The organism is Streptomyces sp. CB00316 (assembly GCF_001905595.1).
Classification (GTDB): Bacteria; Actinomycetota; Actinomycetes; order Streptomycetales; family Streptomycetaceae; genus Streptomyces.
In genome coordinates this window covers 373,185-388,533 of sequence record NZ_LIXI01000003.1, presented here as the reverse complement: position 1 = coordinate 388,533, position 15,349 = coordinate 373,185, and the positions used below count along the sequence as shown (strand labels likewise).

The window sequence follows — 15,349 nt, the reverse complement described above, 5'->3', positions numbered from 1 at the left end:
CTGGGTACGGCGTGGTCACGCCGCTGTCGCTCAGGCTCGTCACACGCACCGCCTCAGCCGCGCCGGCGTGTGTCGGTTCTCCGGCCGGGCGGTTGCCCGTCGGGGATGTTCGGTGTGCGCAGAGCGGAGCCGAGTTCGGTACGCCCGCTCACCCCCAGCTTCCGGTACACACTGGTCAGATGGGTCTCGATGGTCCGGACCGTGAGGAAGAGGCTCTCCGCTATCGAACGGTTGCTGGCCCCCGCCGCCGCGAGCCCTGCCACTCTGCGCTCCATCCCGGTCAGCATGTCGAGCGGTGACGCGCTCATCTTCCGCATTCTGCCGCCGGCGGTGACCAGCATCCTGCGCGCGTCCCCGGCGAGCGCGAGGGCGCCGCAGCGCTGGGCGAGGTCGGTGGCGGCACGCAGATGCTCACGGGCTCCCCGCTGGTCGCCGGTCCTGAGCAGGGCCCGGCCCAGGACGAATTCGGCCCTGGCGTGGTCCCCTCTGGCGGGCGAATCGGCCAGCGCGGACACGGCTTCGGTGAGCGTGTCGAGGCCGGAGCCTCCGGGTGCGATGGCGCCCCGGGCGAGGGCCGCGAGCCCCCGGGACCGGGAGGTGCCCCAGCTCCGGGCCAGCTCATCGCCGTGCGCGCTCAGGTCACGGGCCTCGTCACCCCGGTTCATCACCGCGAGCAGACAGGCGGCCTCGGCCCACCAGGTAACGAACACGGCGTTGGTTAAACGGGACTGCTCCAGGGAACGGCCGCACTCCAGGTACAGCCCGAGTGAGGCTTCCCGGTCGCCCCGTGCCCAGCGGGCGCGGGCACGGGTCATCAGGTACAGGTGGTACTGCAGCACGAACCGCTCCATCCCGCTCCTCCTGATGCCCGCCAGCACCGTCTCCGCCTGTTCGGACTCGCCGCGCTCGACGAGCACGGTCGCGAACGCGATCTGCGGCAGCGCGCTGCCGTCGCCCCACCGCTCCTCGCCTGCGATCTCGACCGCGGTCTGCGCGTCGGCGAGAGCGTCCGGGTAGGCGCCCGCACCGTGCAGCACCAGGGCGCGGGTGGCCAGCCCGAGCACGTACGTCCACATCGCCGCGTTCTCCTGGCTGAACTCGAGCAGTCGGTCGAGCGCCTCCAGCGACTCGTCGACCTCGTCGGCGAGGCTGAGAGCGAAGGCCGACGAGACCGACGACCACCCCTCCAGCGCGGTCCCCGGCGAGGTGAGCGCGCGACGGGCGTGGCCGACGGTCCGCTCCGCCGAACGGCCGTCCATCGCGGCCAGTACGGTCATCATCGCGAGCATCTGCCGCTGGGCCGGCGTGTCGCCGGGCGGCGGGTCCAGCCGTGAGGCCCGGTCGAGGGTCGCCGCGACGGTCGCCTTCTCGTCCGCCCCGATGATCAGCAGCACCGACTCCACGAAGGTGTGCAGTTCGCGGTCGGCCGGGTCCGGAGCGGGCCCGAGCTCGGCCTCCAGTTCGGTCAGCACCTCCGCGAGGACCCGTACGCCTTCGGGGGACCGCTGCAGTGCCAGGCAGAGCATCCCGAACCGCAGGGCGACCATCGCCTTCGTCCGTACGTCCGCGGCGAGCGGGAGCGCCTCCTCCATCAGCCGGGCCGCTTCCGCCGGGTCGATCTCGGCGAGCGCGGCCGCCATCTGGATGCGTACCGCAACGCTGTCCGGCTCCGCCTCCAGCACCCGCCTCAGATAGCGCGCGGCGGCCTCGGGGGCTCCTCGCCCCTGGGCCTGGACAGCCGCGTCGCAGAGCGCCGCCGGCATCCACGGCTGTGTCAGGGCGGGCAACAGCATGAGCCTGCCCGCGACTTCCTCGGCGGGCCTGCCCGCGTCGTTGAGCAACAGGGCCGCTTTGGTGCGCAGCGCGGCCAGCACTTCGGCGTCCATCGGGGCGAGTACGGCCGAGCGCACGACGTCGTGCACCAGGTCCGTACGGTCCGCCGCGATGATCTCGGCGCGCCGCAGGGTGGCGATCCCCTCCTTCACGAGGGCCGGCGGGACGTCGGCGAGCATGCCGATCAGTTCCGGGGTCTCGTCGCCGAGGACCGCGACGGCGGTGGCCACGCCGCGCACCCAGCGCGGCCGGCCGTCCAGCAGCGCGCCCACGGAGGACGCGACCACCTGGCCGCCCACCTCGCCCACCCGCCGCAGGCCCGTGGAGTCCGGCCGCACGCCTTCGGCGTTCAGCTCGCTCAGCAGCCTGCCGAGGGTCAGGGGGTTGCCGCCCGACACGGCGGCGGCGCGTTCGATGAAGACGTCTTCGGCAGGTGTCCGGAAGATCCGCCGGGCCATCTCGCCGACGGCCGTGCGCGCGAGCGGGGCGAGCCGGATCAGGGTGGGGTCGTGTTGTGCGGCGATGTCCGTCAGTACGGCCGGGGCGAGCTCGGCCTCGCTCCGGTGGGCCAGCAACACCAGGAGCGGCAGGTCGTCCGCGCGCCGCAGCAGGAAGTCCACCCAGCCGAGGGAGCGTTCGTCGCACCAGTGCACATCGTCGAGGACGAGGACGAGCGGTCGCTCCGCCATCAGTTCGGCTGCGAGCCAGTACAGCCCGTGCAGCACCGGATAGGCGGCGGCCGGTCCCTCCCGGCCGACCTGCTGGGCCGTCAGCGCGGGCAGGGCCCGGCGGGCGAACCCGCGGAGGAGAGGCAGGTCAGCCGCGTCACTGCCGCTCAGCCCCAGCGGGCCGAACAACGCGCGTACGCCGCTGTATCCGGTGCCTGCGGCGGTTTCGGCGCAGGCACCGTACAGCACCGTCATGTCGTGGCAGGCCTCGCTCCGCAGGAAGGTGCGAAGCAGACTGGTCTTCCCCATCCCTGCCGGTCCGGAGAGCATCACCAGTCCCGCTCGCCCGGCGCGCGTCGTCTCCGCCCGTCGGCCGAGCAGATTCAGCTCATCGGCGCGGCCGACCAGAGCACCGCGCGAACCCTCGCGTTCGGCCTGTACCGGCATGACGGTCTCCTCACCTCTCGGGGGGATTCGACAACTGTCGAGTGGCCTGCGTTCGACGGGCGCGCAGCCATAGTTTCCCGCGCCGCGCAAGGCTCGTTCCGGCACGTATCGCCTACCGCGAGCGAACCTGATCAAGCAGTCGGACCTCCCACCGGACCACTACCCCCTCGGAGCCTGGACACATCCGCAGGACGCGACACTCGCGCATCCTGACAGCACCTTCTCCTCCGGAGAACCGGACGGGTGGGGGGCCGAGGAAGAAGATATTCTGACAGAACGATCACCAGGTCCAGGCCACCGCGCAGCTCCCGCGCAGCTCGAAGGTGCATACGGTGGCTGAGAATGCCCCTCTGAGGAGAGCGGTCACGTGAAGCGTGAACGCCGCGCGACCGGCCGCTCCCACAGGGACGGCCCCCTATGCCGAAGCGGACAGATGTTTCCGCAGGAGCGTGAGGACCGCCGGCGCCTGGGCGCTCAGATAGAAGTGCCCACCGGGAAAGGTGTGGAGATCGAAGGCGCCCGTCGTGTGGCGACGCCAGTCCCCCGCCTCATCCAGGGAGGTCTTCGGGTCGTCGTCGCCGGTCAGCGCGGAGATGGGGGCCCGGATCGTCGTCGCCGGATCGCAACGGTAGGTCTCAATGGCTTGATAGTCACTACGGATGGCGGGGAGGATCATGCGCAGGATCTCCTCGTCGCCGAGCAGCGCCGAGTTCGTACCGGACAGGAGCTTGAGTTCGGCGACGATGCCGTCGTCGCTCCGGATGTGCACGTTCTCCTCACGATGACGTGAGGGTGCGCGTCGGCCCGAGGCGAACAGGTGGGAGAGTTCACCGCCATCGGCCTCGAAGCGCCGGGCGACCTCGAAGGCGATCGTCGCTCCCATGCTGTGCCCGAAGAAGGTGGTCGGCCGGGCTCGGAGCTGTTCTCGCAGCGCCTCGTACACCTGGTCGGCCATGATCCCGATATCGCTGGGGCCGGTTTCCTTCCGCCGGTCCTGGCGGCCGGGGTACTGCACCGAGTACACCTCGGCCACGGAAGACAGTTGGGCGGAGACGGGGAAGTAGAAAGACGCCGAGCCACCCGCGTGGGGGAAACAGAAGAGTTGTTCCGAGCTGGACGGTGCCGGATGGAAGCACCGCGCCCAGAGGCTCTCCTCGGTGGACATCGTCATCGCGTTGCATCCTCCTGGAGCTGGGGCGAGCAGCCGGGACCGGACAGCGGTCCAGGTCTGCCTGCCTGTGACAGCGGGGCAGAGGGGGCGGTGTCACACCACGGGCACCATGGTCCGGCCGATGTACCCGAAAGCAACATGCGCCTCTCCCGCCCAACGGAGCGAGCGACCACTCACGTCGTCGGCCTCGCCCGACCGCCGGGGTGCCGGTCCGATTACCGGCACCCCCCATTCCACTAGGGCGGACAGTGGGAATTTCCCTAGACTCTGCGCGGATATCGCCCGGGCCGGCTCCGCCACCTGTTGCGGGTCCGGGCAGCGGGGGGACATCGCTGCCCGGAACCTCACGGTCAGGACAGGCCGAGCTCGTCGTCGAGGAGTGCGAACACGTCGTCGTCCGACGCCGCGTCCAGGTCCAGCTCGCCCGAGTCACGGGGCGCGTCCTGCCCCAGCGCCGCCCACTTCGTCCGCAGCACCTCGATCCGTCCGGCGACGTGCTTGAACTCCTGGGCGTCGACGGTCATTTCGGTGATCGTCTTCTCCAGCCGGTCGAGCACGGCGAGCACCGCTCCGGCACCGTCCGCTTCTTCCGCCACCAGGCGGGAGTACAGATGGTCCACGACCGCGGCCGGGGTGGGGTAGTCGAACAGCAGGGTGGCGGGCAGACGCAGCCCGGTGGCCGCGTTGAGCCGGTTCCGGTATTCGACCGCGGTCAGGGAGTCGAATCCCAGCTCCTGGAACTGCCGTGCGGCCCCGACCGCCGTCCCGTCCGGGTGCCCGAGCACGAGGGCCGCCTGTTCCCTGACGAGGGACAGGAGCAGGCTCCGGCGCTCCTCCCCGGGCAGGGCCGCCAAGCGCTGCGCGAGCGGTTCGGCCGTCTGCTGAACGGCCGTCGCCGTCCGCCGGGCCGGTGTACGGATCAGACCGCGCAGCAGCGGCGGGGTGTCTCCGGCAGCCCGGAGGGTGCCGAGGTCCAGGTTCACCGGCACCACCAGCGCTTCCCCCGTGGCAAGCGCCGCGTCATAAAGCGCGACACCCTGCTCGACACTCAGCGCCGGCATCCCCGAACGCGCCAGACGCTCCATCCCCGCAGCACTCACACCACCGGTCATCCCACCGGACTGCTCCCACGGACCCCACGCCAACGACACACCCGAAAGACCCTCAGCCCTCCGACACGCCACCAACGCATCCAGGAACGCATTACCAGCAGCGTAACCACTCTGCCCCGCACCCCCGAACACCCCAGCCACCGACGAGAACACCACAAACGCGTCCAGACCCAGACCACGCGTCACCTCGTGCAGATTCCACGCCGCATCCACCTTCGGACGCAACACCCCCGCCAACCGCTCCGACGACAACGAACCCACCACTCCGTCATCCAGCACACCCGCCGCATGCACCACACCCACCAACGGATGCTCAACAGCCACACCCCCCACAACGCCCGCAAGCGCAGCCCGATCCGCCACATCACACGCGACGACCGACACCACCGCCCCAAGCCCCTCCAACTCCTCCACCAACGCCCCCACACCCGGCGCCCCCACACCACGCCGACCCACCAACAACAACCGCCCCACACCACGCTCAACCACCAAATGCCGGGCCAACACCCCACCCAGACCACCCGTACCACCCGTGATCAACCACGTACCGTCACTCCGTCGGCGGTCCGCCGTCCCGGCGTCCCCGTCGGCCGGGGACGCCGGCTCCGGAAGGGCGACGCGGTCCAGCCGGGCGGCCCTCACTCCGTCGCCCCGGAGGGCGAGCTGCGGCTCGTCGGACGCCAGCGCCCGGGCGAGCGATGCTCCGTCGCCTGCGTCGCCCTCGGGGTCGAGGTCCAGCAGTCCGAAGCGCCCCGGATGCTCCGTCTGCGCGGAGCGCACCAGCCCCCATACGGCGGAGGCGGCCAGGTCAGCGACGGTGGCGTCGTCCACCGAGACGGCTCCCCGGGTGACGAGAACCAGCCGAGAACCGTCGAAGCGGTCCTGCGCCAGCCACTCCTGGACGAGCGCGAGCACTTCGGCGGTGAGCGCGTGGACCGACTCGATGACGCCGGCCCCGGGCGGACCGGCGATGCCCACCAGCACGGTGCCCGGTACCGGGGTCTCCCCCGCCACCAGGGACGCCAGGTCGGCGCCCGCTTCGACCGCCCCGCCCGACCGTGCCACCGCAGGGACGAGATCCAGCACGTCCGGACCGACAACAGTGACCGGCTCGGGGGTGACCTGCTCGGCGGTGACCGGTATGTTCACCCAGTCCACCCCGAACAGCATGTCCCTGCCGGGACCGGCGGGCCCACTCAGTTGTTCGGCCGAGACAGCCCGCAGGAGCAGCGAATCGACGGAAGCGACCAGCTGCCCGGAGGTGTCGGCCGCAGACACGGAGACCGCGCCCTCACCTGCCGGAACAAGCCGTACGCGCAATGCGGCGGCACCTGTCGTGTACAGGGAGACGCCCTCCCACGAGAACGGCAGGCCGCCTCCGCCGCCTTCCGCCCCGCCCGCCAGGAGCGACGCGTGCAGAGCGGAGTCCAGCAGCGCCGGGTGCAGACCGAACGCGGCCGCGTCATCCCGTGCACCCTCGGGCAGACTCACCTCGGCGAAGATCTCCTCACCCCGCCGCCAGACGGCACGCAGCCCCCGGAACACCGGACCGTACGCGAATCCCAGCTCCGCGAACTGCTCGTAACAACCCTCCGCGTCCAGTGGCTCGGCCCCGGCCGGGGGCCATGCCGTCGCGTCGAAGCCGGTTCCCGTGGGCGCGGAGTGGCCGGTCAGCGTGCCGGTGGCGTGCTGGGACCACGGGCCGTCGACCGCATCCGCCGCTCCCTCCGGACGGGAGTAGATGTCCAGCGGGCGCCGTCCCGACTCGTCGGGGGTGCCGACCGCGACCTGCACCTGGACCGCGCCACGCTCGGGCAGCGTGAGCGGGGCGGCGAGGGTCAGCTCCTCGATCCGGCCGCAGTCGACTTCGTCACCGGCCCGGATCGCCAGCTCGACCAGTGCGGTCCCCGGCAGGAGGACCCGGTCCATGACCGCGTGATCGGCGAGCCACGGATGCGACTGGACCGACAGACGAGCGGTGAACAACCGCCCCTGTCCGGAGGCGAGTTCGACGGCCGCGCCCAGCATCGGGTGCTCGGCCGAGCCCAGCCCCGCAGCACGCACGTCGCCGGGCGTGCCGACGGCTCGTGAGCCGGCCGGCCAGAACCACTGGTGCTGGAAGGCGTACGTCGGCAGGGCGACCCGCCGTGCTCCGGTACCGATGAACAGTCCGTCCCAGTCGAGTGCCGTCCCGTGTACGTGCAGGCGGGCCAGTGCGGCGACCGCGGTCAGTTCCTCGTTTCGGTTCCTACGCAGGAGCGGTACGGCCACCGCTCCGTCGGGTGCCGATTCCAGGGCCATGGCCGACAGGACACTGTCGGGACCGAGTTCGAGGAATGTCGTCACCCCCTGTTCGGCCAGGGCCCGCACGCCGTCGGCGAAGCGGACGGCCTCACGGACGTGCCGCACCCAGTACTCCGCCGAACACAGCTCGTCCGCCGAAGCGACCCGACCCGTCAGATTCGAGACCACGGGAATCACCGGCTCCGCGTAGGCCAGCCCCTCGGCCACGCTGCGGAACTCCTCCAGCATCGGGTCCATCAACGGCGAGTGGAACGCGTGCGACACCCGCAGACGCGTCGTCTTCCGGCCCAGCTCCGCCAGCCCCGCAGCCACCTCCAGCACGGCGTCCTCATCACCGGACACCACCACCGAAGCCGGCCCGTTGACCGCGGCGATCGACACCGCGTCGGACAACAGCGGCACGACCTCGTCCTCGGTTGCCTGCACCGCGATCATCGCGCCACCCTCGGGCAGCGCCCGCATGAGCCGGGCCCGCGCCACCACCAGCGCGCAGGAGTCCTCCAGCGACAACACCCCCGCCACATGGGCGGCCGCGATCTCACCGATCGAGTGACCGGCCACGAAGTCGGGCCGCACACCCCACGACTCCACCAGCCGGAACAACGCCACCTCGACCGCGAACAACGCCGGCTGAGCGAAACCGGTGTCGTTCAACAGCCCGGCATCCTCACCCCACATCACCTCACGCAGGGGGCACGCCGCCGCACCGTCGACCATGTCCAGCACGCCCAGTACGTCGAGTACGTCGAGTACGGAGTCGAGGGCTTCGGCGAAGGCCGGGAAGCGTCCGTACAGTTCACGTCCCATGCCGAGGCGTTGGCTGCCCTGGCCCGAGAAGAGGGCCGCAGTCCTGCCGCCCTGCACCGCTCCCGACTCCACGGAGGCGTCGGGAGCGCCGGAGGCAAGCGCCGTCAGTGCGCGGACGGCCTCCGTGCGCTCGGTCGCCAGGACCACGGCACGGTGCTCGAACGCCGAGCGGGTCGTCGCCAGCGAGTACCCGACGTCCAGTGTGTCGGCAGCCGTCGTCCTGTCCATCGTCGACAGCAGGCGGGCGGCTTGGCCGCGCAACGCTTCGGGGGTCTTGCCGGAGAGCACCCACGGCACCACCGCCGGCTCCTTCTCGGGGGCGCCCGTGACCACCGTGCCCCGGATCACCGGAGACGGCTGCTCCAGGATCACGTGCGCGTTCGTCCCACTGATCCCGAACGACGACACACCCGCACGCCGCACCCGGTCCCTCTCCGGCCACACGGCGGACTCCGTCAGAAGCTCCACCGCCCCCTGCGACCAGTCCACATGCGAGGACGGAGCGTCGACGTGCAGGGTCTGCGGCAGCACTCCGTGCCGCATCGCCATGATCATCTTGATGACACCCGCGACACCGGCGGCAGCCTGGGTGTGCCCGATGTTGGACTTCACCGAGCCCAGGAGCAGGGGACGCTCCGGATCACGGTCGCGGCCGTAGGCGGCCAGCAACGCCTGTGCCTCGATGGGGTCGCCGAGGGTGGTGCCGGTGCCGTGCGCCTCGACGGCGTCCACATCATCCGGCGTGAGCCCACCACTGGCCAGCGCCTGACGGATCACCCGCTGCTGCGAAGGACCGTTCGGGGCGGTCAGACCGTTGGACGCACCGTCCTGGTTCACCGCCGAACCCCGCACCACCGCCAAGATCTCGTGACCGCTACGAACCGCGTCCGACTGCCGCTCCAGCACCAGCATCCCGACACCCTCCGACCAGCCGACACCATCGGCCGACTCCGAGAACGCCTTGCACCGGCCATCAGGGGCCAGACCCCGCTGACGCGAGAACTCCACGAAGGTTCCGGGGGTCGACATAACCGTCACGCCGCCGGCCAGCGCCAGCGAGCACTCACCGCTCCGCAGGGCCTGCGCGGCCAGATGCATCGCCACCAGCGACGACGAACACGCCGTGTCCACCGTCATGGCCGGGCCCTCCAGGCCCAGCGTGTACGACACCCGGCCCGAGGCCACGCTTCCCGCGCTGCCCTGCCCCTGGTGGCCTTCGAACTGCTTGCTGTTCAGAGTGGTGCCGTAGTCGTTGTACATCACACCGGCGAACACCCCGGTCGCCGAGCCCCTCAGCGACATCGGGTCGATCCCGGCCGTCTCGATCGCCTCCCACGAGGCTTCCAGCAGCAGCCGCTGCTGCGAGTCCGTCGCCATCGCCTCACGCGGCGACATCCCGAAGAAGGCGGGGTCGAACGCACCGGCATCGTGCAGGAACCCGCCGTGACGGGTGTACGACGTGCCCGCGTGGTCCGGGTCGGAGGCGTAGAGTCCGTCGAGGTCCCAGCCGCGGTTCGTCGGGAACCCGGACACGGCGTCGGCGCCCTCGGTGACCAGGCGCCAGAGCTCCTCCGGCGAGGCGACCCCGCCCGGATACCGGCAGCTCATCCCCACGACCACGATCGGATCATCGGCCACGGAGGGCAGCGACCTCACCGCGACCGCGCTCTCGGCGCCGGTCCCGATGCCGAACAGCTCGTCGTGGAGATGGCCGGCCAGCTCTGCGGCCGTCGGGTAGTCGAAGATGAGCGTGGCTGTCAGCCGGAGGCCCGTCACCGCGCTCAACTGGTTGCGCAGCTCGACCGCGGTGAGCGAGTCGAAGCCCAACTCGCGGAAGGACGAGGCGGGGTCGACGGCCGTCGCGCCGGCGTGGCCCAGTACGAGAGCGACCTGCCCGCGAACGAGGTCGAGGAGCTGCTCCTGCCGAGCGGCCTCGGTCAGCGCCGTCAGCCGGGCGAGCAGCCCGGTCGCGGTCACCGATCCGGCGACCGCGTTTCGCCGTGCACGGCTTCGTATCAACGCCCTGAGCAGGTGCGGTACTTCGGCCTGGTCTCGAAGGGCGCCGAGGTCCAGGTTCACCGGCACCACCAGCGCTTCCCCCGTGGCAAGCGCCGCGTCATAAAGCGCGACACCCTGCTCGACACTCAGCGCCGGCATCCCCGAACGCGCCAGACGCTCCATCCCCGCAGCACTCACACCACCGGTCATCCCACCGGACTGCTCCCACGGACCCCACGCCAACGACACACCCGAAAGACCCTCAGCCCTCCGACACGCCACCAACGCATCCAGGAACGCATTACCAGCAGCGTAACCACTCTGCCCCGCACCCCCGAACACCCCAGCCACCGACGAGAACACCACAAACGCGTCCAGACCCAGACCACGCGTCACCTCGTGCAGATTCCACGCCGCATCCACCTTCGGACGCAACACCCCCGCCAACCGCTCCGACGACAACGAACCCACCACTCCGTCATCCAGCACACCCGCCGCATGCACCACACCCACCAACGGATGCTCAACAGCCACACCCCCCACAACGCCCGCAAGCGCAGCCCGATCCGCCACATCACACGCGACGACCGACACCACCGCCCCAAGCCCCTCCAACTCCTCCACCAACGCCCCCACACCCGGCGCCCCCACACCACGCCGACCCACCAACAACAACCGCCCCACACCACGCTCAACCACCAAATGCCGGGCCAACACCCCACCCAGACCACCCGTACCACCCGTGATCAACCACGTACCGTCACGGGCCGGGACCGGGCTGTTACCGCCCCCGCTCGCGAGGGTGGGCATACGGGTGAGGCGTCCCGCACGGGGGACGTCGTCGCGCACGACCAGCTGCGGTTCACCGCAGTCGAGGGCGTGGCGCAGGACGGACGGCGACACGGCGTCGTCGCCGAGGTCCAGCAGTCCGAAGCGCCCCGGATGCTCCGTCTGCGCGGAGCGCACCAGCCCCCATACGGCGGAGGCGGCCAGGTCAGCGACGGTGGCGTCGTCCACCGAGACGGCTCCCCGGGTGACGAGAACCAGCCGAGAACCGTCGAAGCGGTCCTGCGCCAGCCACTCCTGGACGAGCGCGAGCACTTCGGCGGTGAGCGCGTGAACCGACTCGATGACGCCGGCCCCGGGCGGACCGGCGATGCCCACCAGCACGGTGCCCGGTACCGGGGTCTCCCCCGCCACCAGGGACGCCAGGTCGGCGGCCGCTTCGACGGCTGTGCCGCCTTCCTCCAGCAAACCGGTGATCCCGTGCCGGTCCGGGCCGAGCACGGCGACCGGCTCCGGGGCCTTCCGGTCGGCCGTGGCGGGCACGGTTGTCCACGCGACACCGAACAGCGAGTCACTGCCCGGACGGCCGGGCCCGGTCAACCGCTCCTCGGACAGCGCGCGTACGAGAAGGGAGTCGACGGAGGCCACGAGGCGTCCGGAGGCGTCGGCGACGGACACGGACATCGCGTCCTTGCCGACCGGGGCCAGCCGCACCCGGAGTACGGAGGCGCCCACCGCGTGCAACGATGCGCCCTCCCACGAGAACGGCAGGCCGCCTCCGCCGCCTTCCGCCCCGCCCGCCAGGAGCGACGCGTGCAGAGCGGAGTCCAGCAGCGCCGGGTGCAGACCGAACGCGGCCGCGTCATCCCGTGCACCCTCGGGCAGACTCACCTCGGCGAAGATCTCCTCACCCCGCCGCCAGACGGCACGCAGCCCCCGGAACACCGGACCGTACGCGAATCCCAGCTCCGCGAACTGCTCGTAGCAGCCGTCGACGTCCAGCGCGGCAGCATCGGCGGGCGGCCATTCCGCAGCGCCGAGACCGACAACGGGAAGTGCGTCGTCTCCGACGGCCAGGACTCCCGTGGCGTGCTGCGTCCACGGCTGCTCTCCGGGGCCGTCGGCCCGGTCAGGCCTGGAGTGGACGGTGATCGAGCGCCGCTCGGCATCGTCCGCGACACCGACACGCACCTGGACCTGGACCGTGTCACCCTCCGGCAGCACCAGAGGCGCCGCGAGGGTGAGTTCCTCGACCCGGTCGCAGCCGACCTCGTCACCGGCCCGGAACGCCAGCTCCAGCAACGCGGTCCCCGGCAACAAGACGCGGCCCATCACCGCGTGATCGGCGAGCCACGGATGCGACTGGACCGACAGACGGGCGGTGAACAGCGCGCCCTCGCCCTCGGCCAGGCCCACTGAGGCGCCCAGGAGAGGGTGCCCGGCCGATTCCAGCCCCGCCGCCCGGACGTCGCCGGATTCGGCCCGCGAGCCGATCGGCCAGTACCACTCGCGTTGGAAGGCATACGTCGGCAGTGCGACCCGCCGCGCTCCGGTGCCGGCGAACAGCGCCGTCCAGTCGACCACTGCGCCACGCACGTGAAGGTGGGCCAGTGCGGTGACGGCCGACAGTTCCTCGTTTCGGTTCCTGCGCAGGAGTGGTACGGCCACCGCTCCGTCGGGTGCCGATTCCAGGGCCATGGCCGACAGGACGCTGTCGGGGCCGAGTTCCAGGTAATTCGTCACGCCGTGCTCGGCCAGGGCCTGTACGCCGTCGGCGAAGCGGACGGCCTCACGGACGTGCCGCACCCAGTACTCCGCCGAACACAGCTCGCCCGCCGAAGCCACCCGACCCGTCAGATTCGAGACCACCGGAATCACCGGCTGCGCGTAAGCCAGCTGCTCGGCCACGCTGCGGAACTCCTCCAGCATCGGGTCCATCAACGGCGAGTGGAACGCGTGCGACACCCGCAGACGCGTCGTCTTCCGCCCCAGCTCCGCCAGCCCCGCAGCCACCTCCAGCACGGCATCCTCATCACCGGACACCACCACCGAAGCCGACCCGTTGACCGCGGCGATCGACACCGCGTCGGACAACAGCGGCACGACCTCGTCCTCGGTTGCCTGCACCGCGATCATCGCGCCACCCTCGGGCAGCGCCCGCATGAGCCGCGCCCGCGCCACCACCAGCGCGCAGGCGTCCTCCAGCGACAACACCCCCGCCACATGGGCGGCCGCGACCTCACCGATCGAGTGACCGGCCACGAAGTCGGGCCGCACACCCCACGACTCCACCAACCGGAACAACGCCACCTCGACCGCGAACAACGCCGGCTGAGCGAAACCGGTGTCGTTCAACAGCCCTGCATCCTCACCCCACATCACCTCACGCAGCGAACACCCCAACCCCGCGTCCAGCAACGCGACCACCGCGTCCAACGCCTCCGCGAACACCGGGAAAGCCCCGTACAACCCACGACCCATACCGAGCCGCTGCGAACCCTGACCCGAGAACAGCACCGCGCTCTTCGACCGTCCCGAGACGGTGCCCTCGACGACACCCGGCGCCGTGCCGTTCGCGAGCCAGGTCTCCAGCGCCGCGCGCCCCGCACCGCCGTCCTCGTCCGTGACGACGGCGAGGCGGTGTTCCATGCTCGCCCTGGACGTCGCCAGGGTCAGTGCCGTGTCCACCGCCCGCAGGGCCGGTTCGCTCTCCAGCCTGCTCAGCAGCACGGTCGCCTGGTCGCGCAGCGCATCGGCGGTGCGCCCGGAGACCACCCAGGGCAGGGCCCGGGCGCTGCGCACGGGAGCGGTCTCGTCGGCGGGGACCGGTACGGCTGCCGGGGCCTGCTCGACGATCACGTGCGCGTTGGTCCCGCTGACGCCGAACGAGGACACGCCGGTGCGGCGGGGACGGCCCGCGTCGGGCCACGCGCGGGCCTCGGTGAGCAGTTCGACCTTGCCCGCCGACCAGTCGACGTGCGAGGAGGGCTCCTCCGCGTGGAGTGTCCTGGGGACCGTGCCGTGCCGCATCGCCATGACCATCTTGATCACGCCGGCGACCCCGGAGGCGGCCTGAGTGTGCCCGATGTTGGACTTGACCGAACCGAGGAGCAGCGGGTGCTCCCGGTCCTGGCCGTACGCCGCCAAGAGGCTCTGGGCCTCGATGGGGTCTCCCAGCGGGGTGCCCGTGCCGTGTGCCTCGACGGCGTCGACGTCGGCGGGGGTGAGACCGGCGTTGGCGAGGGCCTGGCGGATGACCCGCTGCTGGGAGGGGCCGTTGGGGGCGGTGAAGCCGTTGGACGCGCCGTCCTGGTTGACCGCCGAGCCCCGGATCACGGCGAGGACCGGATGCCCGTTGCGTTCGGCGTCCGAGAGGCGCTCCAGCATCAGGACGCCCGCGCCCTCCGACCAGCCGGTGCCGTCGGCGTTCTCGGAGAAGGCCTTGCAGCGGCCGTCCCTTGCCAGACCGCCCTGCCGGCTGAACTCGATGAGCGAGCCGGGGGTGGACATGACGTTCACGCCGCCGGCGAGCGCCAGCGTGCACTCCTGGTTGCGCAGGGACTGCACGGCCAGGTGGAGGGCGACGAGGGACGACGAGCACGCGGTGTCGATGGTGACGGCGGGGCCTTCGAGACCGAGGGCGTACGAGAGCCGGCCGGAGACGGCGCTCGCCGCGATGCCGGTGCCGACGTCGCCGGTCGCGTCGTCGAGCGACCTGACCAGGAGGTAGGCGTAGTCCTGACCGTTGGTGCCGATGAAGGCGCCCGTACGGGTACCGCGCAGCCGGGTGGCGTCGATGCCGGCGCGCTCGATGGCCTCCCAGGTGGTCTCCAGCAGCAGCCGCTGCTGGGGGTCCATGGTGGCGGCCTCCCGGGGGGATATCCCGAAGAAGCCGGGGTCGAAGTCGGCGACGCGGTTGAGGAATCCGCCCTGCTGGCTGACCGAGGTGTCCCGTGCGTCGGTGGTGCTGGCGCGCAGCGCGTCCAGGTCCCATCCGCGGTCTGTGGGGAAGCCGGAGATGGCGTCGGTGCCGGTGGCGACGAGTTCCCAGAGTCCTTCGGGCGAGGTGACGTCACCGGGGAACCGGCAGCTCATTCCCACGATGGCGATGGGTTCCCGGGCCGCGGCGACGAACATCCTGTTCTGTCGCCGCAGCCGCTCCGACTCCTTCATCGCGGCGCGGAGCGCTTCCACGACACCGGCGGTGGGGGCGTTCTCGGTAG

Annotated in this window: 2 protein-coding genes and 1 pseudogene; all 3 read right to left on the bottom strand. The window is 71.3% G+C overall.

All coding sequences use genetic code 11. From position 1 onward, the window contains the following. Positions 1 to 53: 53 nt before the first annotated feature. Positions 54 to 2,948, bottom strand: a complete 2,895-nt coding sequence (locus tag AMK21_RS09720) for an ATP-binding protein (RefSeq protein WP_073876247.1) — start codon at positions 2,946 to 2,948, stop codon at positions 54 to 56. Positions 2,949 to 3,363: 415 nt separating this feature from the next. Then, positions 3,364 to 4,119 (bottom strand): thioesterase II family protein, encoded by a 756-nt coding sequence (locus tag AMK21_RS09715; protein WP_073876244.1) that lies wholly within the window; start codon positions 4,117 to 4,119, stop codon positions 3,364 to 3,366. Positions 4,120 to 4,469: 350 nt separating this feature from the next. Then, positions 4,470 to 15,311, bottom strand: a pseudogene (locus AMK21_RS09710) (type I polyketide synthase); the annotation flags it as partial. Positions 15,312 to 15,349 lie beyond the last annotated feature (38 nt).

Coding starts and splice junctions, on each gene's coding strand:
- AMK21_RS09720 (WP_073876247.1), bottom strand. CDS start 2,948: ATGCCGGTACAGGCCGAACGCGAGGGTTCGCGCGGTGCTCTGGTCGGC.
- AMK21_RS09715 (WP_073876244.1), bottom strand. CDS start 4,119: ATGACGATGTCCACCGAGGAGAGCCTCTGGGCGCGGTGCTTCCATCCG.